25 protein-coding genes are annotated in these 25,899 nt (G+C 49.3%); 13 read left to right on the plus strand and 12 right to left on the minus strand.

Annotated features, from left to right (window positions below; genetic code table 11):
• Nucleotides 1-122: 122 nt before the first annotated feature.
• The 6 genes from NWE92_10395 (at nt 123) to NWE92_10420 (ending at nt 4,948) form a co-directional block, all read left to right on the plus strand.
• Entirely contained in the window at nt 123-1,010 is an 888-nt protein-coding gene (locus tag NWE92_10395; GenBank protein ID MCW4030038.1) for an ATP-binding cassette domain-containing protein, read from the plus strand.
• Nucleotides 1,007-1,831: an energy-coupling factor ABC transporter ATP-binding protein gene (locus tag NWE92_10400; GenBank protein ID MCW4030039.1), complete on the plus strand. Its 825-nt coding sequence runs from the start codon at nt 1,007-1,009 to the stop codon at nt 1,829-1,831. The genes NWE92_10395 and NWE92_10400 overlap by 4 nt, the downstream gene beginning before the upstream one ends.
• Nucleotides 1,828-2,613 (plus strand): energy-coupling factor transporter transmembrane protein EcfT, encoded by a 786-nt coding sequence (locus tag NWE92_10405; protein MCW4030040.1) that lies wholly within the window; start codon nt 1,828-1,830, stop codon nt 2,611-2,613. Before NWE92_10400 ends, NWE92_10405 begins: the two co-directional genes overlap by 4 nt.
• Before the next feature lie 63 nt (nt 2,614-2,676).
• Nucleotides 2,677-3,555: a TIM barrel protein gene (locus NWE92_10410; protein MCW4030041.1), complete on the plus strand. Its 879-nt coding sequence runs from the start codon at nt 2,677-2,679 to the stop codon at nt 3,553-3,555.
• 267 nt (nt 3,556-3,822) lie between these two features.
• The gene (locus NWE92_10415; protein ID MCW4030042.1) at nt 3,823-4,566 is read left to right on the plus strand and encodes a diphthine--ammonia ligase; all 744 of its coding nucleotides are present in this window, start codon (nt 3,823-3,825) and stop codon (nt 4,564-4,566) included.
• Between the two features lie 70 nt (nt 4,567-4,636).
• Nucleotides 4,637-4,948, plus strand: coding sequence for a hypothetical protein (locus tag NWE92_10420; GenBank protein MCW4030043.1), 312 nt, complete (start codon nt 4,637-4,639; stop codon nt 4,946-4,948).
• Here the strand turns inward: NWE92_10420 and NWE92_10425 are convergent.
• The 5 genes from NWE92_10425 to cbiB form a co-directional block, all read right to left on the minus strand.
• Nucleotides 4,945-6,294 carry a B12-binding domain-containing radical SAM protein gene (locus NWE92_10425; protein ID MCW4030044.1) on the minus strand — a complete coding sequence of 450 codons (1,350 nt, stop codon included), beginning with the start codon at nt 6,292-6,294 and terminating at the stop codon, nt 4,945-4,947. The two genes, NWE92_10420 and NWE92_10425, sit on opposite strands and share 4 nt — an antisense overlap.
• A gap of 23 nt (nt 6,295-6,317) precedes the next feature.
• On the minus strand, nt 6,318-7,730 hold the full coding sequence (locus NWE92_10430; protein MCW4030045.1) for a B12-binding domain-containing radical SAM protein: 1,413 nt from the start codon (nt 7,728-7,730) through the stop codon (nt 6,318-6,320).
• A 109-nt stretch (nt 7,731-7,839) separates the two neighbouring features.
• Complete coding sequence (locus tag NWE92_10435) at nt 7,840-8,547, minus strand: hypothetical protein (GenBank protein MCW4030046.1); 708 nt, start codon at nt 8,545-8,547, stop codon at nt 7,840-7,842.
• Between the two features lie 71 nt (nt 8,548-8,618).
• Entirely contained in the window at nt 8,619-9,434 is an 816-nt protein-coding gene (locus NWE92_10440) for a class I SAM-dependent methyltransferase (GenBank protein ID MCW4030047.1), read from the minus strand.
• Between the two features lie 83 nt (nt 9,435-9,517).
• A complete protein-coding gene (gene cbiB / locus NWE92_10445) occupies nt 9,518-10,603 on the minus strand; it encodes an adenosylcobinamide-phosphate synthase CbiB (protein ID MCW4030048.1) in 1,086 nt (361 codons plus the stop codon).
• Between the two features lie 63 nt (nt 10,604-10,666).
• Here cbiB and NWE92_10450 point away from each other — a divergent pair, with 63 nt between their 5' ends.
• Both NWE92_10450 and NWE92_10455 read left to right on the plus strand, forming a co-directional pair.
• The gene (locus tag NWE92_10450) at nt 10,667-12,184 is read left to right on the plus strand and encodes a radical SAM protein (protein ID MCW4030049.1); all 1,518 of its coding nucleotides are present in this window, start codon (nt 10,667-10,669) and stop codon (nt 12,182-12,184) included.
• Nucleotides 12,174-13,133, plus strand: a complete 960-nt coding sequence (locus tag NWE92_10455) for a DUF362 domain-containing protein (protein ID MCW4030050.1) — start codon at nt 12,174-12,176, stop codon at nt 13,131-13,133. The genes NWE92_10450 and NWE92_10455 overlap by 11 nt, the downstream gene beginning before the upstream one ends.
• Here NWE92_10455 and NWE92_10460 read toward each other — a convergent pair.
• Genes NWE92_10460 through NWE92_10470 form a run of 3 tightly spaced genes read right to left on the minus strand, consistent with a single transcriptional unit; the run spans nt 13,130 to nt 16,021 of the window.
• Nucleotides 13,130-14,329 (minus strand): glycosyltransferase family 4 protein, encoded by a 1,200-nt coding sequence (locus NWE92_10460; GenBank protein ID MCW4030051.1) that lies wholly within the window; start codon nt 14,327-14,329, stop codon nt 13,130-13,132. The genes NWE92_10455 and NWE92_10460 overlap by 4 nt on opposite strands.
• Nucleotides 14,329-15,318: a glycosyltransferase gene (locus NWE92_10465; GenBank protein MCW4030052.1), complete on the minus strand. Its 990-nt coding sequence runs from the start codon at nt 15,316-15,318 to the stop codon at nt 14,329-14,331. Before NWE92_10465 ends, NWE92_10460 begins: the two co-directional genes overlap by 1 nt.
• Nucleotides 15,319-15,322: 4 nt before the next feature.
• Nucleotides 15,323-16,021, minus strand: a complete 699-nt coding sequence (locus tag NWE92_10470; protein ID MCW4030053.1) for a glycosyltransferase family 2 protein — start codon at nt 16,019-16,021, stop codon at nt 15,323-15,325.
• A 17-nt stretch (nt 16,022-16,038) separates the two neighbouring features.
• Here NWE92_10470 and NWE92_10475 point away from each other — a divergent pair, with 17 nt between their 5' ends.
• Together NWE92_10475 and cobD are read left to right on the plus strand one after the other, a co-directional pair.
• Complete coding sequence (locus NWE92_10475; protein ID MCW4030054.1) at nt 16,039-16,650, plus strand: hypothetical protein; 612 nt, start codon at nt 16,039-16,041, stop codon at nt 16,648-16,650.
• The gene (cobD, locus tag NWE92_10480) at nt 16,643-17,752 is read left to right on the plus strand and encodes a threonine-phosphate decarboxylase CobD (GenBank protein ID MCW4030055.1); all 1,110 of its coding nucleotides are present in this window, start codon (nt 16,643-16,645) and stop codon (nt 17,750-17,752) included. Before NWE92_10475 ends, cobD begins: the two co-directional genes overlap by 8 nt.
• Before the next feature lie 23 nt (nt 17,753-17,775).
• On the opposite strand, the gene NWE92_10485 is transcribed toward cobD, so the two are convergent.
• From NWE92_10485 to NWE92_10500, 4 genes are all read right to left on the minus strand, one after another.
• Nucleotides 17,776-20,397 carry a PQQ-binding-like beta-propeller repeat protein gene (locus tag NWE92_10485; GenBank protein ID MCW4030056.1) on the minus strand — a complete coding sequence of 874 codons (2,622 nt, stop codon included), beginning with the start codon at nt 20,395-20,397 and terminating at the stop codon, nt 17,776-17,778.
• 230 nt (nt 20,398-20,627) lie between these two features.
• Nucleotides 20,628-20,900, minus strand: a complete 273-nt coding sequence (locus NWE92_10490; GenBank protein MCW4030057.1) for a hypothetical protein — start codon at nt 20,898-20,900, stop codon at nt 20,628-20,630.
• Nucleotides 20,901-21,029: 129 nt separating this feature from the next.
• A complete protein-coding gene (locus NWE92_10495; GenBank protein ID MCW4030058.1) occupies nt 21,030-21,650 on the minus strand; it encodes an NTP transferase domain-containing protein in 621 nt (206 codons plus the stop codon).
• Nucleotides 21,647-22,474 carry an adenosylcobinamide-GDP ribazoletransferase gene (locus NWE92_10500; GenBank protein ID MCW4030059.1) on the minus strand — a complete coding sequence of 276 codons (828 nt, stop codon included), beginning with the start codon at nt 22,472-22,474 and terminating at the stop codon, nt 21,647-21,649. The genes NWE92_10495 and NWE92_10500 overlap by 4 nt, the downstream gene beginning before the upstream one ends.
• A 56-nt stretch (nt 22,475-22,530) precedes the next feature.
• On the opposite strand from NWE92_10500, the gene NWE92_10505 reads away from it, so the two are divergent.
• Genes NWE92_10505 through NWE92_10515 form a run of 3 tightly spaced genes read left to right on the plus strand, consistent with a single transcriptional unit; the run spans nt 22,531 to nt 25,885 of the window.
• Complete coding sequence (locus NWE92_10505; GenBank protein ID MCW4030060.1) at nt 22,531-23,466, plus strand: GDP-mannose 4,6-dehydratase; 936 nt, start codon at nt 22,531-22,533, stop codon at nt 23,464-23,466.
• Nucleotides 23,463-24,374 carry a UbiA family prenyltransferase gene (locus tag NWE92_10510; GenBank protein ID MCW4030061.1) on the plus strand — a complete coding sequence of 304 codons (912 nt, stop codon included), beginning with the start codon at nt 23,463-23,465 and terminating at the stop codon, nt 24,372-24,374. Before NWE92_10505 ends, NWE92_10510 begins: the two co-directional genes overlap by 4 nt.
• Nucleotides 24,371-25,885, plus strand: a complete 1,515-nt coding sequence (locus tag NWE92_10515) for a radical SAM protein (GenBank protein ID MCW4030062.1) — start codon at nt 24,371-24,373, stop codon at nt 25,883-25,885. The genes NWE92_10510 and NWE92_10515 overlap by 4 nt, the downstream gene beginning before the upstream one ends.
• Nucleotides 25,886-25,899 lie beyond the last annotated feature (14 nt).

Consider the following 25,899-nt stretch of genomic DNA (forward strand, 5'->3'; position numbering starts at 1 on the left):
GTGACAGGTTAGGGGCTGTTTAGAGGGTTTAGACTTGTTTATAGCGTTCAATGGAAATTCTTAATTAATCGCGCCAAAACGTTAAGAACCAGAAAATACCAAAATTGCGTAGCTACGCTTAAATGAGCAAACAGTTACGCTTAAGGATGCAGGCACAACTCATGGCTATAATCGAATCCAAAAACCTCACCTACACCTATCCCGGCGCATCAAAACCCTCCATAAATGATGTGTCCTTTAAGGTTGAGAGGGGCGAATTTGTGCTCATAACTGGACCCAGCGGCTGCGGAAAAACCACGCTGTGCCGCACATTCAACGGGTTAGTGCCTCATTTCTATCAGGGCGAACTCAAAGGCGAAATAACCGTCGCGGGTCTTAGCACCCTGAATCGCCACACCTACGAAATGGCCAAACACGTCGGCATGGTGTTCCAGAACCCCGAAAACCAACTCTTCGCTCTCTCCATCGAAAAAGACGTAGCGTTCGGGTTAGAAAACAATGGAGTCCCACGTGCTGAAATGCGCCAAAAAGTGGATTGGGCACTGCAGAAAACAGGCATCTTTGACATCCGTGAACGTTCCCCGCATGAAATCAGCGGAGGACAGCAGCAGCGGGTGGCGATTGCCTCGGTATTAGCCATGGAACCCGAAATCATCGTATTAGACGAACCCACCTCGTTTTTGGATCCGTTGAGTGCGGAGAAAATCTTTGAAGTCATCTACAAACTCAACAAAGAACAAGGCATAACCGTCATACTGGTTGAGCATCGTTTGGATTTGACAGCCAAATACGCCGACCACCTCATTGTTATGAATCAGGGGCAAATCTGCCTCGAAGGCGACCCCAGAAAAATACTTAGCTCCGAAGAAACCCGCCTAATCGGCGTCGGCATCCCCAAACCCACCCTGCTCTATGAACTTCTCAAAAAAGAAGGCTTAGACTTAGGCGAAAAAATCCCTCTCTGCGCCGAGGAATTGGCTGAACAGATTTTGGAGGCGCTCAAAGCGTGATTGAGACCGAAAACGTCCGCTACGCTTACCCAAGCAAGGTGGAAGCCCTAAAAGGCGTCTCCCTTTCCATAAAAGACGGCGAATTCGTAGCCATCATGGGACAAAACGGCGCAGGCAAATCCACACTCGTCAAACATTTCAACGGACTCCTCAAACCCACACAGGGCACCGTACGCATAAACGGGGTAGAAACAACCAAATCCAGCGTCGCCACCCTCGCCCGCAACGTCGGCTTCGTATTCCAAAATCCTGATCACCAACTCTTCAGCGAAAGTGTTGAGGAAGAAATTGGGTTTGCGCTTAAAAACTTCGGCTTCGACGCTGAAACTATCGAGAAACGCATTGACTGGGCACTCAACTTGCTGTCATTGAAGCAGTACCGCAAAACCTCGCCGTTTCTCCTTAGCGGCGGCGAACGCAAACGGGTCGCGTTAGCATCAGTACTGGCATGGGATCCCCAGACGCTTATTCTTGATGAGCCCACTATTGGGCAGGACCATGAGCAGAAAGAGATTCTGCAGCAGTTTATTATGCAGATGCAGTCGCAGGGCAAAACCGTCGTCACGGTCACTCATGACGTGGAGTTTGTGGCGGAATGTAATCCTCGCGTTGTCATCATGAAGGAAGGCAAAATCATAGCTGACGGGGAAGGAAAAGAAATCCTCACCGACCCAGCCTTGCTTGAGTTGTCCTCGATTGTGCTTCCGCAAATCGCGCAGGTCTTCAATCGACTCTCATCTTTAGGATTACCCAAAGACGTCATCGACATCTACGAGGCAAAAGCCCTCCTATTAAAAACCAAGGAGCGATTGGGCAGATGAGCGTTTTTGACGGCTTAAAATTCCGCAAAGTCTCCTCGCCTATCCACAACTTGGACCCCCGCGTAAAATTCGTCTACGTCATAATAATCTTCATAGTCGCCATACTCTTCTCCCAAATCATCCCCCTGCTGGCATTGTTCCTGCTACAGATACCCTTCGTACTCTTGGCACGTGTAGAGCGGCAGTGGGTACGGTCACTTCGGGGCGCAGCGTTTCTGGCAGCCTTCATCTTCATCGTTAACATCGCAACCACCTACTTCATGTCAGGCTACACCATTACAGGCGCAGACATAGAGAGAGCAACCTCCATGACGCTACGATTCGTCGTGCTGGTAGAATCCTTCTCCGTGTTCTTCCTCACAACCTCACCTGACCACTTAGGCTTAGCACTTGAAGAATCCCGTGTACCCTACGAGTTCGCCTTCGCATTCACCACCGCCGTGCGCTTCGTACCAGTCCTAGCAGAGGAAGCCCAAACCATCATGGACGCCCAGAAAGCCCGCGGATTAGAACTCGAAAAAGGCAGCCTACTAAAACGCATCCGAAACTACATACCTGTCCTCATCCCGCTAATCGTCAGCGCTATTCGCCGCAGCCTCGAACTCGCCGAAGCCATGGAATCCCGCGCATGGGGCGCAGTCAAAAGACGCACCAACCTCTACGCTCTAAAACTACACTTAGGCGACTATTTACTCTTGGCGCTCTCCATTGGAATCTTGATTGTAGCAATCTATTCATTCGTAATGGCGATTCCAATCCCCACCATAACCAGCTTCTTCTAAACCAGCAGCTTTTCGCTGCACATTTTTTAAAGAGAACAACCATCACATAGCAAAAGGGATTCTATGTCAGAGCGTACACGTTTCGGCCCCGCAGGCGTTCCGCCCATGTTTCGCTTAATGGGCGCCACCATGGCAGATGTGCCGCGGCTGCTGCATGAGGAAGGATTGGACGCGTTTGAGTATCAAGCCTCGCGTTGGGGAGCAAAACCCCAAGTCAAAGAAGCAGACGCACGCAGACTCGGAGAAGAAGCCCGACAAAACGATGTCCGACTCAGCATGCATGGCAGCTACTTCATTAACCTCGCAGGGAAACGCGAAGTAGTAGAAGCCAGCAAACAACGTCTGCTCGCAGCCGCAACCGCTGCGGACTGGATGGACGCTTACGTGGTCGTTTTTCACACGGGTTTCTATGGTAAATGTGAAAAAGGCTACGTGCTCAAAACCTGCATAGACGCCTTAAAAGAAGTCACTGCTGAAATGAAGAGCCGCGGGTTAAAAGCTAAGCTGGGTCCTGAAACTATGGGCAGAAAATCCCAAGTTGGCACCATCGATGAAATTATAAAAATTAATCAGGAAGTTGAAGGCATCCAGCTTGTCATTGACTGGGGACACCTCCATGCGCTGCATCAGGGCACATTTAGAAAGTTGGAGGACATGCGCCAAATCGCGGAGAAAGTTGAACGCGAACTCGGCACCCAAGCCCTGCGAAGTATGCATTGTCATTTTAGCGCCATCGAATTTGGGCTGCAAGGAGAAATACGCCACCACACCCTTGATGAGAAGCGTTATGGACCCGACTTCCACTGGCTTGCTGAAATCATCGCGGATTTTGGGCTGCATCCAACCATGATTTGTGAAACACCCATTCTGGATGTGGACGCTCGGAAAATGAAGGAAACCTTAGAGCAGGTCTATGCGCAGAAGCAAAAGAACCTAAACTAAACCTATCCCGCAAATCTATTTGCCGCCTATTTGGATCCTATTAGTGGTTCTATGCAGAAACCTATAGGGGGTCTACTTTCCTAAGGGGGGTAGGTCACTATTGACCCAAAACCAGCCCATTAACATGTTGAAAACCAGTAGAAATCCTTGTGTTTCACTCTGTGCCTGCTTTTAGTGGGTCTGCAAGTTTTCTGCGCCATATTCGTAAACGTTAATAAGTTCACGTGTTAAGTCTAACAATAAATCTGTCTTGGATGTTGCATTGATATGAAAGTGGTTGTTCACTGGAGCGGCGGTAAAGACTGCTGTACCGCGTTGCACAAAATTATTGAACAAGGTCACGAAGTCGCCTGTCTAGTCACCTACATCTACATGGACCCCTACGCTTTTCACAGCTTCAAAGTCATCGAATTACAAGCCAAAACCCTTGGTCTTCCACATAAGTTTGTGCGAATCACTGACAACCGCTATGACGACATCATGGGCACCCTTGAGCGTCTACACAAAGAAGAAGGCGTGCAAGCCATCGTCACAGGCGACATCGACAACGTCCATCACCGCCGCGTCTGGAAGGATGCCTGCAAAAAACTCGGCGTCGAACTCATCATGCCGCTTTGGGACCGTCCCCTAAACCTGATTCCGGGCAGCCGCTACCGCAAACGCGTCATGGAAATCGAGCAGTCCACTGGCGTTAAAGCCATCCTTAGCTGCATCGACCAACGCTACTTCACGCCCGAATGGTTGGGACGCAAAATTGACCGCCAATGCATAGAAGATATGAAGCCACTGGTGGGTCCCGCAGGCAAAGGCATCGACATCTCAGGCGAACCAGGCGAATACCACTCCACAACCCTAGATGCGCCTCTGTTTAAGGAACGCATTGAAATCACAAAGTTTACCAAACGCAGTAAAGTGATTGATTTCGGGGGTTCCCCGTTCCGTGAAGGCGATTTCCTCTACATGGACATCGAGGAAGCGGTGCTAAAACCCAAAGATTCAGCCTCAACTTAACTCAACTGAGTGGTTGGGTATCGTAATGTTGATAAAGCAACCTGTCCCCTAAACAGGTAATGCTGGAGAGATGAACCAAACGTCAGAGAAACAAGTAGTCGGCAACTTAACCTTAAACATCGTTTGGCTCTGCGGAAACACAACCGCCGACATAACCCCAGCCGCCCCCATAAAATTCAGTATGGATCAAGCCTGCGCGAAAATCAAAAAGCAGCGCCTAAAAATCCGCGTCAAGGCGCCGATGCTGGTTATTTTTGATTTTATGAAGTTAGAGGTCAGCCTCTTTGATGGCGGACGTATGCTAATAAAAAACGTCACCGACCAAAAAGTGCCCATTCAAGCATTCGTAGAAATACTAAAACTCATCAATGTGCCTGTTTAGTGGAAAATGAGTTTAGTGCCTTTTTTGAGGGCGCTTCCGATACCTTCCTCTTTTATGACGCGAAGCAGGCGTGAGGCAGATTTTTGGCAGTTCCGATGGAAATCACGCTGGATTTTAACAAGCATGTCATAGTCAAATTCAGGCGTTTTGACCCGTGCAAGGTAGTTGTCCATTTGGTCGTAGAGACCTTGACTTATGACTTCGTCGTAGAGTTTGCTGCCGGGGCAAGCGAGGTAGATGTTGAATTGGCAAAAGTCAGCATTGAGGCTCTTGGCGTATTTGAAGGTCTCATGCATGTCCTCGACGGTTTCGCCAGGTATGCCCAGCATAAAGGAGGTGGAGGTTTTAATGCCGACTTGGCGGCACAACTCAAAAGTGCGCTTCACCTCAGCTAAATCCATGTTTTTGTTAAGCTTCTGCTGAATCCGCTCCGAACCCGATTCAACCCCAAAAAACATGGTCTGACAACCCGCAGACTTCATCTCTACAAGAAGCTCCTTGTTGACTAGGTCTGCGCGGGTTTCACAAATCCACTCTATGTCGAGGCGGTTTTCTTTGATGAGGCGGCAAAGCTCAGCAGTTCGGTTCTTGTTAATTGTGAAATTGTCGCCGACGAAGTAGATGCCTTTTGTGCCATAATTATCGGCTAGATGCTTGATTTCGTCCACGACTCGTTGAGGCGAAAATGCGCGGCAACTGCTACCCCAGAGTTGGCGGGTTTCGCAATACGCGCATTGGTAGGGGCAGCCGCGTTGGATACTCATGGTGTCAACGGGTTTGGAATTGAGATACATGAGGGTACGGTCATACATTTTTAGGGGCAGAAGGTGGCGTGCAGGGTAGGGGATGGCGTCGAGGTCTTCGATGAACTGTTGGGGCGTTCGACTTGTTTGACCATTAATTTTACATGCAACACCCGCATTTTTGGCGGCTGCGGTTTTAGGTTGACCCTGCGTGATGGCTTGGGCAAGCGCAACCATGGCTGCTTCGCCTTCACCGATAACAACATAATCAATTTCTTGGTGTTGCAGCAGGGTTTCAGGCATATAAGAAGGATGAGGACCACCCACCACAACGGTGCAGGTTGGGCAGACCTCTTTGATGGCTTTGGCGGTTTCTACGCAGCGTCCATAGGTTAGGCTGCTGCAGGTTATGCCTACAATTTTGGGCTGCTTCTTCGCGACTTCGGCTTGGACTTCGCTGATGGGGCGCCCGAGAAGGTAGTTGTCGTAGATTTCGACTTCGAAGCCTGCTTTGATGAGTGCGGCGGCAACGTAGGCTAAGCCTAACGGCGCCAGTTTGCCGGGCATGCCCCAAAGAGACTTTTCCGGCGGAGCCGTCGTCATCAACAATATCAAAGCAATTCAGCCTACTTTGAGGGGTTTGTGACTTTCATGATTATGGCACGGCGGAAATGCGCCAGAATCAGTCGTGTTGCGCCTAGTCCCCACATTTTGCCTTTTTTGAACATGCCAAGGGCGCTGATGAAGTAGGCGGGGCTTAGGTAGAAGCTTTGGAAGGCTTGTTCTCGGATTTGACTTAATTCAGCCATGGTCATGTTGGGGATTTCAAAGGTGGGTGTGGCGGTGTCGTATTTGTCGAAGTCGAACACTCTGAGGGTGCCGTTAGCTTTGACTTCATCGTAGAGCGGCGTACCCGGATAGGGGGTGGCGATGTAGAAGCCGACGTCGTTGGGGTTGAGTTCTTTGACGAATCGGATGGTTTCCCAGACGCTTTCTTTGGTTTCGCCGGGGAAGCCCAAGATGACGCCAGCAACCGTCATGAGCCCTGCTTCTTTAGCCCACTTAAAGGCGCGACGGGTTTGGTTTAGGTTGAAGCCTTTGCCCATGCTGGTCAGCAACTTTTTGGAGCCTGACTCGACGCCATACCAGACAGCGATGCAGCCAGCTTCACGCATCTTAAAAAGAAGCTCTCTGCTGACCATGTCAACTCGGGTTTCACAGTCCCATTTGATTTTGAGGCCACGCCGATGGATTTCGTTACAGATTTCCATAGTGCGGTTTTGGTCTACGGTGAAGGCGTCGTCGTAGAAGGTGAATTGGTTAGCGTGATAGTTTTTGTGGAGATACTCAATTTCGTCCACGACGTTTTTGGGGGAACGCATACGGTAACGTCTGCCGAACATGCGGACGGTTGTGCAGAAGTTGCACCAGAACGTGCAGCCGCGGCTACCTAAGATGGGGTAGGGTATGGTGCCGTATTTTCGGATTTCTCCGAGTTTTTCCCAAAGATGTAACGCGGGAAAGGGAAGGCTGTCGAGATTTTCAAGTGGGGGTCGGTCTGGGTTTCTGACGATTTTGCCGTCTTTTCTGCAGGTGGTGCCGACAATGTCGGTGTAGGCTTGTCCTTTTTCGATGCGGTCGGCAAGTTCAACGATGGTTAGTTCGCCTTCGTTGCGTATGGCGATGTCTAAGTAGGGTGCTTCTTGGAGCCCTTGGTTATCCCAAAATGTAATGTGAGGACCACCCATAGCGGTGACGCAGTTGGGGTAGACTTCTTTGGCGGTTTTTAGGATTTTTAACGCCGATTTATAGGTCAAGGTGGTGCAGGTTACGCCGATGATGTCGGAGTGGGTTTTGGTGAGCGTCTCTTTTAGTTGCTCGTAGTTGACGTGTTGGGCTTGGCAGTCGATGACTTTGACTTCGTAGTGGTTTTTGGTGAGAACCGCGCCTAAATAGCCGATGCCTAACGGCATAAACGCTGGATGCGAATGGGCGCCAGCCGGGTAAGGTGGATTGATAAGGGTGATGCGAGTTTTCATGTTCTTCCCCGAAGCATGTAGAGACTATGTCTTGGGTATTATTTAGTTTACTCAAAAAAACTGGTTTTTCACAAGACACCCCATAATGGGGTAAACCAAAAAAGGTATGTTATTTGGATGCCTGCTTGGGCACCAAAGAGCATTCTTTGATTTCCATATACTGCCAGTGCCGCTTCCAATTCTTGGCTTTTTCCTTCTTTTTCTTAACCTTAAACTTGCCAATCACAATGTTCTCTTTGAAAAGCGGCGCCTCCACGACGGTGCTGTGGTAGCCTTGTCCGTCTTCGCTTGCTACGTCGATGTCTTTTTCGTCGGCTAATGCTTTGAGTTCCTTGATGGATTCGGGGTCAAGTTTTTTGCCTAGCCACTCGTCGCCGAAAAAGTCGGTGTTTATGCAGTTAAGCACTGGACGCAGACCCATGTTGACGACTTCTTTTAAGACGTCGTAGGTGTCGCCTGAGTTAGGCATCAGAAACGCGAGTCCCAACTGTTTAGCCATGCTTTCGTAGTAGCTGGAATGAACCAATGCGCATCCTGCCCCCGCTATGTCGCCTGTAACTATGCCTTCGATGCCTTGTTGTTCTTTGAGTTTGGTGAGTGCGCCAAGGATGTCTTCGTAGGGTTTTTTGATGCGGACAACTCGGAGCGGTATGCCTAATGTTTTGGATTGAAGCTCCATAATGGGGAAGCTGTGGAAAACGTAGGGACGCTGGTACTCAAAGCTGAGTAGACAGACAACTTGGTGACCTTGCGCGATGACTTTGTGCAGAGCTAGGCAGCATTCTTTGCCGCCGCTCCAGTGGACGACAACTTTCATTTCTGGTTCTCCCGCTGGGAATGGCGCTTGGAAGGGCTATAAAGTTTACCATAAAACAACGCCGAGGCGGCTTACTTTTTTGCCACCCAATAGCTCAGCTCAGGCTTACAGACCAGCCGATAGAAGAGCCCCAGTGGGTTAGGAATCCAAGTGCTGTGCTCAAAGTAGTCAGTGCGTTTTTGGTACTGGAATTTTTTGTGTCTAAAGATGGCTTCAAGGCGTTGGTGGTCGAGGGAGTGGTCTTTTTTGTGCCAGTAGTCTGAGAGGGTGTAGTCGATGTGGGGGATTTTTACGCCCTCAAGCTGGAAGTAGAGGATGTTTAGGATGGGGCTGGAGTGGTAGTAGAGTCCTTTTATGATGTTGGCAAGCATGCTGCGCTCAGGCTTCCAATAATAGGGGGATGCTTCGTGGTCAATGTAGATTACGCCGCCCCGCTTGAGAAACACCAAAACAGTTTCCACCGCGCCCAAGTAGTCGGGTAAGTGATGGAGCACTGAGTAAAACGTGACTATGTCAAATTTGCCTGCCTCAAAAGAGAGCTTCTCTATGGGTGAGTTGATGACGGTTAGTTTGCCCGCTTGAAGATAACTTTGGTACTTGCGACGCAGTATGACGCACATCTCCGCGGAGATGTCCACGGCGGTTACGCTGTAACCCATCGCCAACATTCTGCCCGTGAGGTTGCCTGTGCCAGCGCCGATGTCTAGCGCTGTTTTGTGGTTGTCGGTGACGAGTCCGTCGAGGGTTCGCAGGATTTGGGCGATGCGGCGTTGTTCTTGTTTGCCGTAGACTTCGGGGTGGATGAATTCGTAGTATTGGGCTTCTTTTTTGTGCACTGCTATGTTGGCTTCGTAGATTTTTTGTTTAAAGGCTTCGTCAGTTGACAACGAGTTTGTCACTCCTCTTTGAGGTTGGTTTGATAGAGGGGCTTCTGGAATTTATATAATTTGAAACCATAAGCGCAAATGGCTTATACAGGGATGAACCAGAACCGCACCACAAACATCACCAACACACACAACAGCCCCCAGAGCACAATGGTTACATCGCGAATCCGCAATGCCCCCAAAATCGTGTCGCCATTGAGCGGTTTCTCGGCGTCTCCAAGGACATATTGCCCTGGCTTTTCAAGTTGCACATGAAGTGCGCCTGCAACAGCTGCCATAGGCCAACCGTGATTGCGGCTAGGAGTTAGTTTATGGTCTCGTTTGGCGATGCGCCACGCATTCTTAGCATCCATCCCCAAGATTGCTGCGGCAACAATCATCAAGAGTGCAGTGAGTCGTGTGGGGATGAAGTTGACGAAGTTGTCGAGGTTGGCGCTAAACCAGCCTATGTTGATGTTTTCTTTGTCTTTGAAGCCCACCATGCCGTCAAGCGTGTTAATCGCGCGGAATGCAACGGCGCCTGTGACTCCGAAGAGCGCAAAGGACATCATGGGGGAGAGTTTGAAGTCGATTAGGTTTTCTGACATGGATTCGATGACTGCGCTGCTGATTTGGGCTCCGTTTAGGGTGCGGCTGTCGCGTCGGCTGAAGTGGCTGTATTTCTTTGCTTCGTCGAGGTCGTTGGCGTCTATGGCTTTGGCGGCGGCTTTTGCCCAATCCGTTTCCAGCTTGATGCATAGCGTCATTTTTAGCAGGATGATGCCGATTACGGCGTAAAGAAGCAGGCTTACAATGGTGCTTGGGATGTAGGTGAGGATTAGCCAAAGCCCAAAAAACGTTGGGACCGCAAAGGCGGCGATGACTGTTAAGCCAAGCAGTAAGCCGAGGAATTTTTCGGTTTTGGGGTTGGGATTTTTGAAGGCGGGCTTGATTTTTGCTGTGAAGTTGCCCATAAGCACAGTTGGGTGGAGTTTGAAGGCGAGGCGGTCAGGATAGTTGGGTGAGGGGTCACCAATAACCATGGCTAATGCGACTGCCAAAACCAGCATCACGAAGGCAACTACGAAACTTAACAGGTCAAACAGCAAAGGTAACCCAAACACTGCTTTGCACACTACTTCGAGTAGAGCCCTAATATCAATTACGGTTAGAAAACTAAAGCAAAACAAACTGTGGTCTTGAGACTACCCCCCGGTGTAAAGCGGCAAGGGTGTGTCAATGCATAATGCCTCTTGGATGGTCAAATCTTTGGCTGCGGTTTTAGAGAAATCTTTACATCCACCCCAGACGCAAATACTATCAATCTGCCTGGAGAAGAACCGATGAGCATCCTTAGCCACGACACATTCTGGAACGGCATCGTTTCAATGCCGATGACCAAAAAGATGCTTCAGCTCTCGCTTAGGAAGTGTCCTGTATGTGGCAGAACCGTGTTGGAAGCTGCATTGGATGATTACGGCGGCAAAACAGACAAAAACTGCAGCAAATGCAGCCATTTCTACTCGCAGATTATCGCCTTCTGGATAGAATTCCTCCGACGCGCCTTGGGATTTAAACGCGCCAAAGTCGAAAAACTCCTCACCGACCGTTACGCACGCAACGCAGTCATTAACTTAGTGGAATCCTTCGCTTATTTCGGCATAAAAAAGCCAATGTCGCTTGTTGCGCCTTTTTTGGTGGTTTGGGATTTCACCCACAAATGTAACCTGCGATGCAAACACTGCTATTCCAACAGTGGTGAACCTGACGAGGGCGAATTAACCACTCAGCAAGCCCTCAACGTCGTAGACCAACTGGCTGATGCGCATGTTACGGCGTTGGCCTTTAGCGGCGGCGAACCCATCACCCGCAAAGACTTCTTTGAGGTCGCGCGTTACGCATCCGACCGCGGATTATATGTGTCTCTTGCCTCCAACGGGACGTTGCTAACTAAAGAGAACGTGCAGAAACTCAAAGAAGCCAAAGTCAACTACATAGACATTAGCATCGACGGAGCAACCGCAAAAACCCATGACGAGTTCCGCGGCGTCCCAGGCGCCTTTGACCGCGCCATTGCAGGCCTTAAGAACTGCGTCGAAGCAGACATATGCGCATGCATAGCCACCACCGTGGGCAAAAACAACATGGCTGAGCTACCTGCCATTATCGATTTGGCGGAGCAATTTGAGGTGGAACGTTTCACTTACTTCAACTTCATTCCTGCCGGACGCGGCAAAGCCCACGTAGACCAAGACCTCTCGCCTCAGGAGCGTGAAGAAGTCATGCGTTATTTGCTTAACCGTATGTCGGCTGGCTGTAAAACCACAATTCTTGCCACCGCGCCCCAGCTGGCACGCGTCGCCGCGCAATGTCAGGGTCCGTCTGGCACAGGCGAAGTCACCATGGCGCTTGCACACATGCAGACCGTCAAAGTCACCAAGAAGGCTGTTCCGCTGGGCGAGTTTATTGGCGGATGCGGCGCGGGTAGACTCTACTGCGCAATCTCTCCGCAGGGAGATGTGCGTCCCTGCGTGTTTCTGCCCGAAAACGTGGGCAACCTAAAAACCCGCACATTCAAAGACATCTGGCTCAACGCGCCCCTCTTTAACGCGTTCCGTAACCGCGCTAACCTCAAAGGTTCCTGCAGCGTATGCGATTACAAATATATCTGCGGAGGCTGCCGAGCCCGATCCGCCGCCTATCATGACGGCGACACGCTTCGGGGCGACCCTGGCTGCCTAAATGGAGTGAAAATAGCCAATGGCGCCTAAACCCCCCACAGTAAAGATATATCGTGCAGGCGAAGACGTAAGTGACATAATCAAAGAAGCCGTCGCAAACGCTAATCTCCGAGGCAAAAAACGTGTTTTCATCAAGCCCAATCTTAGCCACCCCGAATACTTGCCTGGCGTCGTCACAAGCCCCACGGTTATGGCGCAGGTGGTGGGTTTGTTGCGTGACGGAAACAGCGAAGTTATTGTCGGCGAATCTAACGGGTTCAATTATCCCTGTTGGACCGCCTTCGACAAGACAGGCATGCAGAAAGCAGTGGAATCCGCTGGCGGTACCGCAGTTAACCTCTCAGAAGGCGAAGTGGTGGAAGTCAAGTTCCCCGACGGTTGCCCGCTTAAACGGCTATTTTTGCCCAAAGTCATCCTCGACGCGGACGCCGTGGTGGATTTGCCGCTGATGAAAACCCACGAGTTCATGGCGTACAGCGGTGCCATCAAAAATCTGTTCGGTTGTGTGCCCAGCAACAAACGCATCTACCTCCATCCCTATCTGCCCGAGGTGTTCTATCGTCTCTACACCCTGTTTAAGCCGCAACTCACCATCATGGATGCACGCACAGGGATTGAGGGTAATGGACCCACCAAGGGCAAACCCGTCAAGATGGATTTGATGCTCACATCGACGGATGCTTTGGCGCTTGATATTGTTGCCGCACAGGTTATGATGCTTAAGTGGAAAGAAACCTATCTGAGCTACCTCGCCAACAAAGTCGCCATGACCGGTTACGACATTAAAGTTGAGGGGTTACCTGTCGAGGCGGTTGCACATCGGTTTGAGCCCCCACGAATCGACCTCCCCGTAAAAGCCCAAATCTTCATCTACCAACACGAGTTCCTAACGAAATTTTTCTTCTGCTCGCTAGACATCGTGAAGCTGTTCCAGAAAGTCACCAAAACCTACCGCGGCGAAAGCACCCAAGTCGGTTAGCTGAGCGCTTGGTCGTAGACTTTCATAGCGTCCTTAACCACTATACGCCAATCCAACTCTCGCACAACAGTTTCCCGCGCTTTAACGCCCATCTCTTTGGCTTCCGCGGGGTTCTCAAGCAACCGTAGAATAGCATCAGAAAACTGCCCCGAATGGAAGGGCTTTACCAGCAGCCCGTTTGTGCCTGTTTTGATGGTTTCAGGTATCCCCCCCACAGTGGTTGTCACAACGGGCAACCCCGTGGCAAGTGCCTCCAATACCGCAAAGGGATGATGCTCATAGAACGTGCTAAACGCAAAGACGTCAGCGGCTTGATAGAGTTTCGGTAGGTCCTTGTCTGGGGTGTAGCCTGTAAATATGATGTTGTCTCTAACGCCTAACCGCTCGGCATGAGCGACTAGTTTGTGCATTTCGTCGCTTTGCCCCTTACCTGAAATGATGAATTTGGCTCGGGGGAACCGTCGAGTCACTGCGGGCATAGATTCGATTAACGTGAAGAGGCCTTTGCGTGCGTAGAGGCGCCCCACCGAGACGATGGCGGGGTCGTCGGGGTTAAAGCCCAACTCCGCTTTGGCTTTTCGTTTGTCGGTTGTGGGTTTGAATTTGTTTATGTTTACGCCATTGTGGATAACTTGGATTTTGCTTGCGGGGATTTTGTAGTAGTGGGTGAGTTCCCATTTGGTAAAGTGGCTAACGGCGATGATTTTTCGTGCCCGCGCGAGCATGCCTTCTTCGAAGAACCGCAAAAACCCATTGAAACTGACAAGGAACTTTTCGTTCGCGTTTAGTCTGCTGTAGGGTTCGCCGCGGATGGCTTCTGCTTCACCCTTCCAAGTGGAATGCACTGTGCAGACGAGGGTGTTGCCAAAGTTGGGGGGCACTGCAAAACTGGGGGTTAACGGCAGTTGGGGATGGGTTATGTCTACGTTGGCGGTGTCTCGTACGCTTTGGAGTTTGCGGCTGCTTGCCTGCGCGAGCATAAACGATTTCACGATGGGCATTTTGGGGATTTTGAGAAACGACACGTCAAGTTGGGGGTTAACGTGGACGTCTTGGGCTTGGTTAGCGCCTGTGACGACGTAGATGTTGTAGCCGTTTTTCTGAAGTTGATTGCTTAAGTAGTAGACGTAGCTGCCAGTGCCGCCGGTTAGGGGCCAGTATTCGGGGGAAATGAAACAGATTTTGCGAGCTGTCACTAGGTGTTTCTCCTAAATAGGTACTTGACTGTTGTGTCGACTGCGCCAACAAACCATGCTATCGACCGCACGAAGTATAGCGCAACAAGGCGCGAAACCACATTTTCGTGAACGGCGCGGGAGATTTTGAGGGCTGAGAAGCTAAAGTAAAGCAGCATCGCCACCAAAATGGCTGCGGAAACAATCCACAGCAACCTCAAAAGGGGCACTATCCCTAAAATAAAAGACACAACCAACGCCAAAAGCAAAATCGGCTGAATGTTCATGCCTACATCGGTGATTTCGTCCCCCTGAGCAAGTCGCCCATGCATAAAGTAGAGCCGAAGCGTGTTTTTGCCGTATTGACGCTGCTGCCGATAATACGCTTTCAAGGTGGGGCGGTTGAAGTGGTAACAGACCGCGCTGGGTTCATAGGCAATTTTGTAGCCTTTTGCGCTAATCCGAAAACCAAAATCCGTGTCGTACTGGCTGGGCAGGTTCTCGTTCCAGCCCCCCGCCTCCTCAATCACCGTACGCTTGAGCAGCAGATTCATGGTGGCTATGCGTCCCGTGTATTTGCCGATGCGGCGGTACCGCATTTTGAGGTCATAGCCTATGCTACGCGCCCACGGGTTGTCGCTGTTCCATGTTTCGATGCTACCGCTAACGCCTGCCACCTCGGGTTCGTTTAAGCGTGGGACCAGTTTTTTTAGCCAGTCTGCTTCGACTTTGGCGTCTGAGTCCACGTAACCCAAAATGGGGTAAGCCGCGATTTTCATGGCGTAATTGTAGGCGGCTGGGCAGTTGAGGCTGATGGAGACGACTTTGATGGGGAACTGCTCAGCGATTTTAACCGTGTCGTCTTTGCTTTCTCCATCCATAAGGATAACTTCAAAATGGTCTTTGGGGTAATTCTGCGCCAGCACAGCTTCTAAGCATTCTTTGATGGTGTCTTGATTGTTGTAGGAGGCAACGATAATTGAGACTTTGGGGTAATCAGCTTCCGCCATATCGTTACCCCTTCAAGTATGCCATCACAATAGATAACAAAATTTTGGAGCCATCTACTAACGGATCCACTCCTGACCGTCCGTAGGTGCGTTGCTCAAAGGTTATCGGCACTTCGGTTATGCGAAAACCAGCCTTGGCGGTTTTGACAAGCATTTCAGACTCTATTTCGTATTCTCCCGACTTTAGCTTTTGCCCACTTAGCACTTCCCGCTTCATAGCACGGTAACCCGACTGGGAATCAGTGATGGCAACGCCAGTGAAGAGTTGGATGAGGTAGTTGAATATGCGGACGCCGAACTTGTTGAGTTGACGTGCCTCAACCCGTTTGTGGTTCATGTATCGTGAACCAATCACCATGTCTGCTTTGCCAGATAGGACGGGGGCTAAAACTTCTTGGAGTTCCTCGGGCCAATGTGACCCATCAGAGTCTAGGGTGACGACTATGTCGCCTTTGGTTTGTGCAAAGCCCGCTCGGAGCGCGTAGCCCTTGCCAAGGTGCATCTTTAAGCTGTAAACTCTCACGCCGCGTTTGCATGCAACCTCTAGCGAGTGGTCATAGGATAAGTCGTTGACCACTATGATTTCAAAAGGTAAACCGCTTTTTTGAGCCGCCTTCTTGGTGCGGTCAATGATGTTGCCTATGGTTAATTCCTCGTTGTATACGGGAATTATGATGGAGAGCAACATTTGACGTGAGCTCATTTTATTGTTAACCTCCAATGGAAGACCTTATAAAGTTTGGCTCCCCCAACGTTGTAAGCAACTCAGGGCAGTTTGAACACACGATGGCGACCACCCTAAACACCCCAACGTACGCGGACCGTAAGGTATGGTTTTCAATGTGGTTCTTGGGAGCAGTCGTAACATTTGGCGCCGCGTTTTTCCCCATGTTTTACCGATTGGTAGAGGGCAGAAACAGGCATCTTTCCCATGAAGCTGAACTGGAACGCAAAATAGCGCAGTATCTGGGCAGCAAAGGCAAACCCGTTCCTCAAACAAATAGCCACTTCAAAGTCATGAATGCGAAGGTGTGGGCGGCAAGCATCATTTTGGTGGTGCCTGCTTTTGTCATTGTCTATTTGTTGTCGCGGGATTTGGTGGTACATGAGCGTAAGCAAGACGAGTTTTTGGCGGCTGCATTGCCACAGCGTGTTTTCATGCCGCAGACTATACCGATAAAAACATATGCTTTGATAACGGTTGTTACATTGGGTGTTGGGGGCGTGTATTGGCTATACAAGGTTGTTAACTTGTATAACGCTCACTATAAAGCCGACTTAGTAGTGGAGAAAGAAATTAGCCGGTTGATGGAGGAAGAGAAACGTGTCTAGTACATGTAAGAAACGCCGTTTCGTGAGCCATGGCGGAGACATATGGGGATTTAGCAGAAAATACAACATACCCCTTGACGAGGTTTTAGAATTCAGTGGACCCATAAACTATCTAGGGCCCCCACAAAAGGCCATTGACGCCGTTAAAGAGAACGCACGTCTTATCCGTTACTATCCCGACCCAAATCCCGTTGAGTTTAAAGAGCAAATCGCCAGCTACGTCGGCGAAGGCATCGACCCAGAAAATGTGTTGCTTGGGAACGGTTCAATCGAACTTATCTACATGATTACTGAAATCTTGCCTGACAAATTCAAAGCCCTCGTTCCTATTCCTTCCTTCTCGGAATATGAGAAGGCTGCTTTGCGCGTCGGCGGTGAACCCCAATTTTTACAGTTACCTCAAAACTTCACTCTTGAAACAGAAAAAATCAAGCAAGCCATAACCGACGACACAAAAATTCTCTGCCTCTGCAACCCCCACAGTCCCTCAGGAACACTCTACACCAAACCCCAACTCCTTGACCTTGTGGAATTCTGCCACAAAAAAGACGTCATCTTTAGCGTAGACGAAAACTACATAGAATTCGACAATAACAGTCTAAAAAACACCTTGGCTGGCGCAGTTAAGGATTATGAGAACCTCTTTGTGATCCGTTCCGTCACCAAATTCTACGGTATGGCGGGCATACGCTTTGGCTACGCCCTTGCCGCAGAGACCCTGATTGAGAAGCTTGAAACGGTGCGGCAGCCATGGAGCATCAACGGATTAGCCAGCGTCGTCACATTAGCCGCACTAAATGATAAAGCTTTCATAGATAACACCAAAGCCACCATAGCCCAAAACCGCGCTGCCCTTGCTCAAGCGCTTGGTGAAATCAAAGGCTTAACGGTTTATCCCTCCGTCACAAACTTTTTGCTCATAAAAATTCAAGACCAAAAACTTAACTCAACCAAACTCAAAGAAGCCCTAGCACAAGAACACATACTCATCCGGGACTGCTGTACGTTTATGGGTATGGATGACAGCTATTTCCGTGTGACAGTCCGCTCCGCTAAAGATAACCAGATACTTGTTGAAAAAATAAAACAGGCGTTAAAATAAAGAAAAAGGGAAAAATTTTTCCCTTAGGGTCTTTTTCTAAGCATTAGTATGCCTACTATGGCTATGGCGATTATGATTGCTATGGTTGAGGCTAAAATGTACATGTCAGTGGGTGCCGTTGTAGCGACGGGAGACGGCGTTGGGGTGGGGGCTCCTTCTTCGGCTGCCATGGCTGTTTGTGCATGTGAGCTAAAGTAGCTTTCTGAACCGCCAAAGGTTGATACGATTGTGTATTTGCCTGGGATGTCGGGGGTGAACACGTAGCTGTAGTGTCCGTTGATGTCGCTTGTGACGTTTTCGATGTGGCGGTAGTTGCCGTTGGGGTCAATGGTATCTATGCTGACTGTTACGCCTTGCGCGTTGTTGGGTTTGGTTCGTTCGTGATAGAGATATTCCATCCATGCTGTCATGTCATTGTCAGATATCGCGGGTGTGCCTCTTGCGCCGGGAGATTGGTCGGTGACTGTGCCTTGGATGACTACGCTTCCTCCAAGCGATATTACTGTGTCGGGTGCCGTGACTGTTGTGGCGGTTTGGCCTTTGCCGAAGCAGTAGATGGAGTTGTCCATGTTGTCATAGTTTATCAAGTAACCGTCTGAGATTGCCATGCCGTTGGATAAGCTGGTGATGTTCCAGAGGCCTTTGCCGTTGTCTGCGTCATAACAGTAAATGGTCCATCCGCGGAGTAGCGGTTGGGTGTGGCTGTGTTCGCCGGTTGTAACGTAAACTTTGTGGTCGGCGATGTAGGTTTGGGCTGCGGGCCAATTCGGATAGGGTCCTTCGAGTTCGCCGGGGTTTAGTGAGGAATTCCAAAGCAGGTTGCCTGTCGCCATTTCATAGCAGTAGAGGATGCCTGCATATCCAGCCGAGTAGAGTTTTCCGTAGGCAGTTTGTCCATTTAAGCCATACATGTCATATTGGTCTTGAGATGCTGATGGTCCCCAGACTTGTTCGCCTGTAGCTAAACTGTAGCCGTACCATTGTCGTGTTTCCTTAAGTCTCATGGTGAAGATTCCAGCTTGTGGATCAATGGGTCCCATGGAGATTGTGCCGTTAGTTATAGGTGCACCAGTATAGTTTTTCATCCACATCAAAGACCCTCTGGATTCTGGGTTTAAGTTCAATGACCAGATGGTGTATGCGCCGACTCCGTATTGGAAGCTGCTTAATCCGCTGACGCCGATGAGTTGGTTGCTTAATATGTTGTTGATGCTGCCCAAGTTTTTAGGTACCGTAATGTTCCAGGAGTATCCGTTGCTGCCGTCGATGGTTTCGCCTATGGGTTCACGGAACATCCAGTAGAAGGCTTCTGCGCTCTGATACGCCGAGTAGGGGACGCCTAGGTTGTTGTTTGGGAACGAAAGCGCCACTGTTGAATTCCAAAGTGCTAACCAACCGTGCGCTTGGTCGTAGACGTAGATTAGTTCTTCGCCGTTGGGTCCGACTGTTCTTGTGGAGGCTGCGAATTGTGCGCCGCTAGAGGGTACGTTGGCGATGTTGCATATCCATTTGCCTGTGTAGGCGTCATACATTTGCCATACGGGGCTGTTGGCTGGCGCCGTGAAGTTGTACCAAGAGCCGTTGTTTCTTTGGTAGGAGTAGGTTGTGGCTTTGGTTTGGGTGTAAGTGGACCATAAGTATGAGCTGGCTCCATGCTGGTTGGGGGAATCGTATTCGAGGATTTGTCCAAATGACAATACTGGGTAGGTGTAGGGGATTTCGGTTGCTCCAATGTGTGCGCCGGTTTGGGAGCCTATTTGGATGGGACCTGAGCCGTTGTTGTACCAGATTTGTTCGCCTGTGGTGAGGTCTACGCAGTAAAAGCCGTATCTTGGGGCGCGGGGTTCATTGTAGTATAGTCTTCCATACATTATGATGCCTGCAGTCCACATGGTTTCGTAGGCGCTGCCTGTGAAGTAGCTGTAGTCATCGTATGGTTGTCCGACGATACCGCCGGTGGTTGTGGGTTTAGTCCATACTATGTGTGCTGTGGCTGGGGCTCTGGTTGCGTTGTTAAAGTTATAGAGCGGTGAGCCGCCTGCTAGCCAATTGCCTGAGATTTCAGACCAGTCTCGGTTGGTTGCGTAGATGGGGCGTGTCCAGTAGTCGGTTGGGAGAGGCGTGCTTGGGAACTCTAAGATGGGGTCTTCTTGGACAACTAATGTTACGGGGTCGCTGGTGCTTGCGGTTAAAGTATCGTTTATGTATGCAGCATATGCGGCTGTGTAGCCGCCTGGGGGTGGGTTTACTCCCGTGTATGTTATGCCGGGGAATTTAGCTACAAAAATGTAGTTACCCGTTTGTTCGGGGGTATAGTTTGTCCAGCCGCCGCCAACGGGGTCTGAGTCAAAGGGGCCTAGGGTTTCGTTGGTTCCGTCGGGTCTTGTGACTTCTACGGTAAATTTGAATCGGTCGCCGTATTGTCCAGATGCTGTTTGTGGAAGAGTGTCTAGCCAGAAAACGATGAGTGCAGTTTGGCCGACGCCGATGGGATTGGGTGCGACGGCGATGTAGGTCCAGCTTGCTTTTGTCCAAGGTGGGGTGTGTGCGTTGACGCTGGGTAGCGCTATTAGTGTTGCTGAGGCGATGAGTATCATAAGGCAGATGGTCAGGGCTGTTTTTGTTTTGATTCTAAAAATTCGCATAATTGGTTGTTCCTTAACATATTTAGTGCCTGAAGAAAAGTATACTATTCAGGCAATCTCTTCTTTGTTATCTTTTGTTAATAAACTTTTTGAAACCTATGCTTGTACCTTTAGTTTTATTGTACATATGTAATGTTCTACAAATCTATTAACAGCAAAAAAAAATCAATATTCTATGATATAAAAAGCGATCAAGCAACGGCTTTAATGAAAAAACGCTTCAAATATTATTATTCTTGAACCGGAATGGAGGCTACGCTTAGAACCTGTGCAATTAGATGTTGCCTAATTTCTTCGACTGAGGCGTTTTTGGCGGGTTTGGCATGATGCGTCTTGATGTGTCTTTCAATTGCATTGCTCATCATTTTGGCGTTAGGCAAAACCAGAATCGAAACTCCACATTTACAGTGGATTAATGGTAAACTTGATTTGTGAAGTTTCTTGGCAAGCTTTTTTTCTTCCAATGTACAAATGACTTGTTTATTTATTCGGGTTTTTTTCATTTTTTCCAAGATTTTGATTTGTTTATTAGTTTTTTTATTTTAAATATTTTAAATAATAAATTATGTTGTAGGCTAAACACAGTCACATAAAATAATGGCGCCAATTATTCGCCTGTCATGGTTTGTTAGTTAACTTTTTTTAGCCCGCATTATCTGCTGTGATAACTCTACATCTTTGAGGGTATTAACGTTAAGCAAAACCTCGGTTTCCTGAGTTATGATGGCACTTGTTTCAATTTTACCTTCTCCTTGAACTTTGGCGCCGTTGATGACGTTTATTCCTGAAACCGCATACCACACACCCTTGTATTCGTCTGTGGATGAAATGGATAACCCTAAATCCTGCCGCGCTTTGATGGGCACAAACACAGCCAAAAAATCCTTTCCGCACCTTTCAAACTCATCGACCACACTGTCCAAAAACTCCCCCGTTATGGCTGGCACATCAGCGGGCATGGTGAGTACCGGACCAAACCACCCCAGCATACGCACTGCCTGTTTGAGGTCATTGTGATAGCCGTTTGCTTCGGTATGCACAAACTTCCAGCCCTTCTCAACGCAGTACTTTTCTGTCTGTGGAGTGTTAGCGCTGGTTATCACGTAGAATTGGGAAATGTTTTTTGCTTCTTGGATGGCTTGGGCAACCCAGTCAATCAATGGTTTTTCCAAAAAAGGCAGCATCGGCTTCTCAGTGGGTAGCCCCATGCGGGTGCCTCTGCCTCCTGCCATAATCAACGCTGGAATCTTCAAAACAGCCCCACCGCCAAAACGACTGCAAGTACTATCAGCGCCACCGCCCTTGCCACTTCGTTGGTTGCGCCAATCATGTCTCCGGAAACCCCACCGAAAACGCTGTTTGAAACCTTATTCATAACAAACGCCACGGGAACACTGACCAAAGCTATGCCCACGGCAACTACCCCCAAAAGCAAACTGCCGGATAGCGTAAAGCAGGCAAACGCGATTACAACTGCGAACACGTAGGCTACGGCGTTTAGTTTCTTTTTGGCTTTAGCGAGAAAAATTGAGCCTAAGCCTTTATGGCTGGGTTTTCCAACCCAAACAATCGTAACCATAGCTAACTTTGCGGAAACCTCCGCGATGATTATTGCGCCAACCGCGAAAGCTGGATTGATAAAGAACAGCCCAAGAAATGCCACAAACTCCACTGCCAACGCCAAAACCGCTCCAGCGTAGGATACTGTCCAGGCGTGGGCTTTCATTTTTCGGTCATGTAGATTACGTAACCCCAAGGCGTTGCCGAGGTCAATTAAGCCATCGAAATGCTGCAGTCCAGTCAACACGGATAGAAACGCCAGTGTCATCGCTGCTGGGAGCAGTTTGCCCAGAAAAGCTGTAGGTAATGCTACTGCCATATTTGCGAAGCCCAGTAAGGCTCCAATTAGGTAGCTGCAGCCCACGAAATATGCTGCACCAAGGATGCCTATGAAGCCGCCTATGATTGGAAAAAGCCACATGTTGGCTGCCGTTGTGAAAATGAAGTCTTCCTTTCCGCCCACTGGAATTATAGTGAGGAACGACAACAAATCCCTAAAAGTTTTTATAGTTTTCACAGGCGACATATACCTACAACTACCTATATGGGAATATAGGCTTTGTCGTGACTCGGATGGCTGACCTAAAAGGAAAAAATGTGCTCGTAACTGGGGGAGCAGGCTTTATTGGCTTCCACTTGTGCAAGAAACTCTCTGACTTAACCGAAAACTTGACGAATTATGACAATCTCTCAAACGGCACACTTGAAAACGTCAAAGATGTTCCTAAAGCGAAATTCGTCAAAGGCGACATACTTGACTTAAAGAAACTCTGCGACTTACCCAAAACCGATTTAATCTATCACCTAGCCGCACAAGTTGTCGTCGGCTACTCCATGGAGAATCCGCTTGCCGATTTCGAAACCAACGCCAAAGGCACCCTTCACGTCTTAGAAAAAGCCCGCAAAGACGACGCTAAAGTTGTGTTTGCATCCAGCGCCGCCGTCTACGGTAACCCGCCCATATTCCCGACACCTGAATCATATGGTTTTCACCCCTTCTCCTGCTACGGCGTTTCCAAAGTGGTGGGCGAAGAATATTGCCAGATGTATCGTGAACAATACGGCTTAGAAGTCGTAATAACACGCTTCGCCAACGTGTATGGCTTACGATGCCACGGCGTCATCCATGATTTTCTGGATAAATTAGCCAAAAACCCTGACAAACTCGAAATCCTCGGAACGGGTCAGCAATGCCGCGATTTTGTTCATGTTTCTGATGTTGTTAACGCATTAGTAACAATGGGCACCAAAGAGGGCATCAACGGAGAAGTCTACAACCTTGGATTAGGCAAAACAACCTCTATCCTCGAATTAGCCAACCTCATCTTAACCATTCTTAACCTTCAAAACCGAACCGTCGTCACCACCACGGGTCATTCTTGGCAGGGTGATGTTACCAAAATATGGTTTGACATCACTAAAGCCAAAAAAGAGCTCGGTTGGATCCCCAAAGTCTCATTAGAAGAAAGCATTAAAGAAGTCATCGCTGCGAGGAAACTCTCCCAATGAGTGGTGCCGGGCCAGCTAAAGGTTTAATCGCGCTGCTACGTCTCCCCTACTGGCTCATGACAGGCGGGCTTTCGCTTCTGACGGCTTTAGCCATAACCAAGGCAAGCCTCGCCAATGTCCCCACTACGTTGGGCGATTTAGGCTTCGGCTGGGTTGCCCTGCTGATTTTCTTCTCCATGGCTTTCATCACTTCCGCGGGATTCGCCATAAATGACTTCTTTGACCGAGAAAGCGACGCCGTCATAAAACCCAAACGACCCATCCCCTCTGGTGCCTTAACCCTCAAACAGGTCATAGCCATCTCGGGAACCCTCTTCGCCATAGGCTTAGTTTTAGCGTTTTTGATTAATTGGCTTAGCTTCGCTATAATCGCGGTGGATTCTCTTCTGCTGCTGCTCTATTCGTATATGGTTAAACGCAAATCGGGCTTTATCGCCAACATCCTCGTCGGCATCCTAACCGGAACAGCATTTCTCTATGGGCAAGCAACTGTAACCGACACGCTTAGCCTAATCTCTTTGGCGCTGTATCCCATCGCGTTTGGCACAATAGGCGGCAACGTGTTACGCGACGTTTTAAGCGTGGAAGGCGACACCAAAGTGGGCTATCCGACGCTTCCCCAAAAAATCGGCAGCCCCAAATCAGTCAAAGTCGCAGCAATCTTCTTCCTACTCACAGGTCTCCTCGCGCCCCTGCCATCCGTGCCCCTCATCCCCGACCACTTCAGCCTCTACTACTTGCCCCTAATCCTTGTCTGGAGCGTCCTTCTCATCTACTCATCCATCCGCCTAATCACATGTGCTTCTACCGTGCAAAATGTGCGCAAATATGAGCGAATAGTCACTATGTCGATGATTCTTTTACCGCTAGCTCTTATAATGGAAGCGATACTTGGAGGGTTACTATGAGCCAAACAAAAAGCATCTGCCCCGACTGCCAAAAAAAGATCGACGCCCAACTCAGTGAAGCCAACGGCAAAATCCAAATCACCAAACAATGCCCCGAACACGGCGAATTCAAAGCCACACACTGGCAAAGCCAACCCATATTTGACCACATGGTAAAATATGACCAGTTCCAGTACCTAGGCGACCTCAAAGCATCCAAAAACCCCCAAGGCTGCCCCTACGTCTGCGAATCCTGCAAAAACCACGCATCTGGCACCGTCATCGGCGTAATTGACGTTACCAAACGCTGCAACCTGCGGTGTGCTGTGTGCTTTTCGACGTTTCCCAATCAGGAATCAACCGATTACGAACCCACCAAGCAAGCGCTCATCGATATGTTAGAGTTTGCTGCTAAGGCTTCTCCAAAGCCACCAGCGATATTGTTTTCGGGTGGGGAACCCTGCGAACGCGAAGACATGCCCGAAATCATCGCGGCTGCGCACAAGCTAAAGTTCATGACGATTTTAGCCACCAACGGCATGAAGATTGCTGATAATCCTGAGCTTGCAGCTAGATTTAAGGACGCAGGCTTAAACATCGTTTACTTATCGTTTGACAGTTTCCACGAGGACTTTAACAAAAAAATCCGCGGACGGGAACTCCTCAACTATAAACTCCGAACTATTGATGTCTGCCGCAAATACGACATCGAAATCATCCTGGTCAACACATTGATGAAGAGCCTCAACGATGAAGAAGTCGGCGACATGATCCGTTTCGCAGCCAAAAACACCGACATCATCCGCGGCTTAATCTTTCAACCCATCGCCTTCACGGGGCGAGCGACGGAGAATCCTTTCCGCGAAAACTTCCGCGAATGGAGCTTTGCTGAAGACGTCGAGAAACAAACCCACGGCGAAATAAAAACCACCGATTTGTTCCCGATGTCGGTTATGACTTCGCCGATTAAGATTATGCGGCAGTTCATGCAAAAACCTTGGCCCCTGTTTAGCTGTAGCCCACAATGCGGCATTGTGAACTGGGTTTATGTTTCGCCTCATAACGGCAAAATGTATCCGATTAACCGCTTTGTAAATTTTGACCGCTTCTTCAACTCTATCCGCAAAACCGCGGAACACGCTGAATCCAAAGGCAGAGTGCAGTTGCTTGCGCCGCTGTTTATGGGTGCAATGATTTCGATGAATATGCTCTTAGTCACCAAGGAAGTCGGCACCTTCACCTTGATGAAGAGCATCATGCAGATGCACATGAACCCCACCTACCAGTCACTGGGTAAAATCCGTCGCCGCATCTTCCTTTTGGGCTGCATGGCGTTTATGGACAGCTACAACTTTGACGTCAACCGAGTCCGCCGATGTGTCGTCCACTACATCACCCCTGACAAGAAGATAATCCCCTTCTGCGCCTACAACAACGTGCACCGTGTCGCCATCGAAAAAGACTACACCGAAAAACAAAAACAGGCTCAACCCCAAAAAATCCCCCAACAAATCGCCGTCCGTAAACGATAGTCGTTCTCACTCAC

It is taken from the genome of Candidatus Bathyarchaeota archaeon (assembly GCA_026014745.1).
Taxonomy (GTDB): domain Archaea; phylum Thermoproteota; class Bathyarchaeia; order Bathyarchaeales; family Bathycorpusculaceae; genus Bathycorpusculum.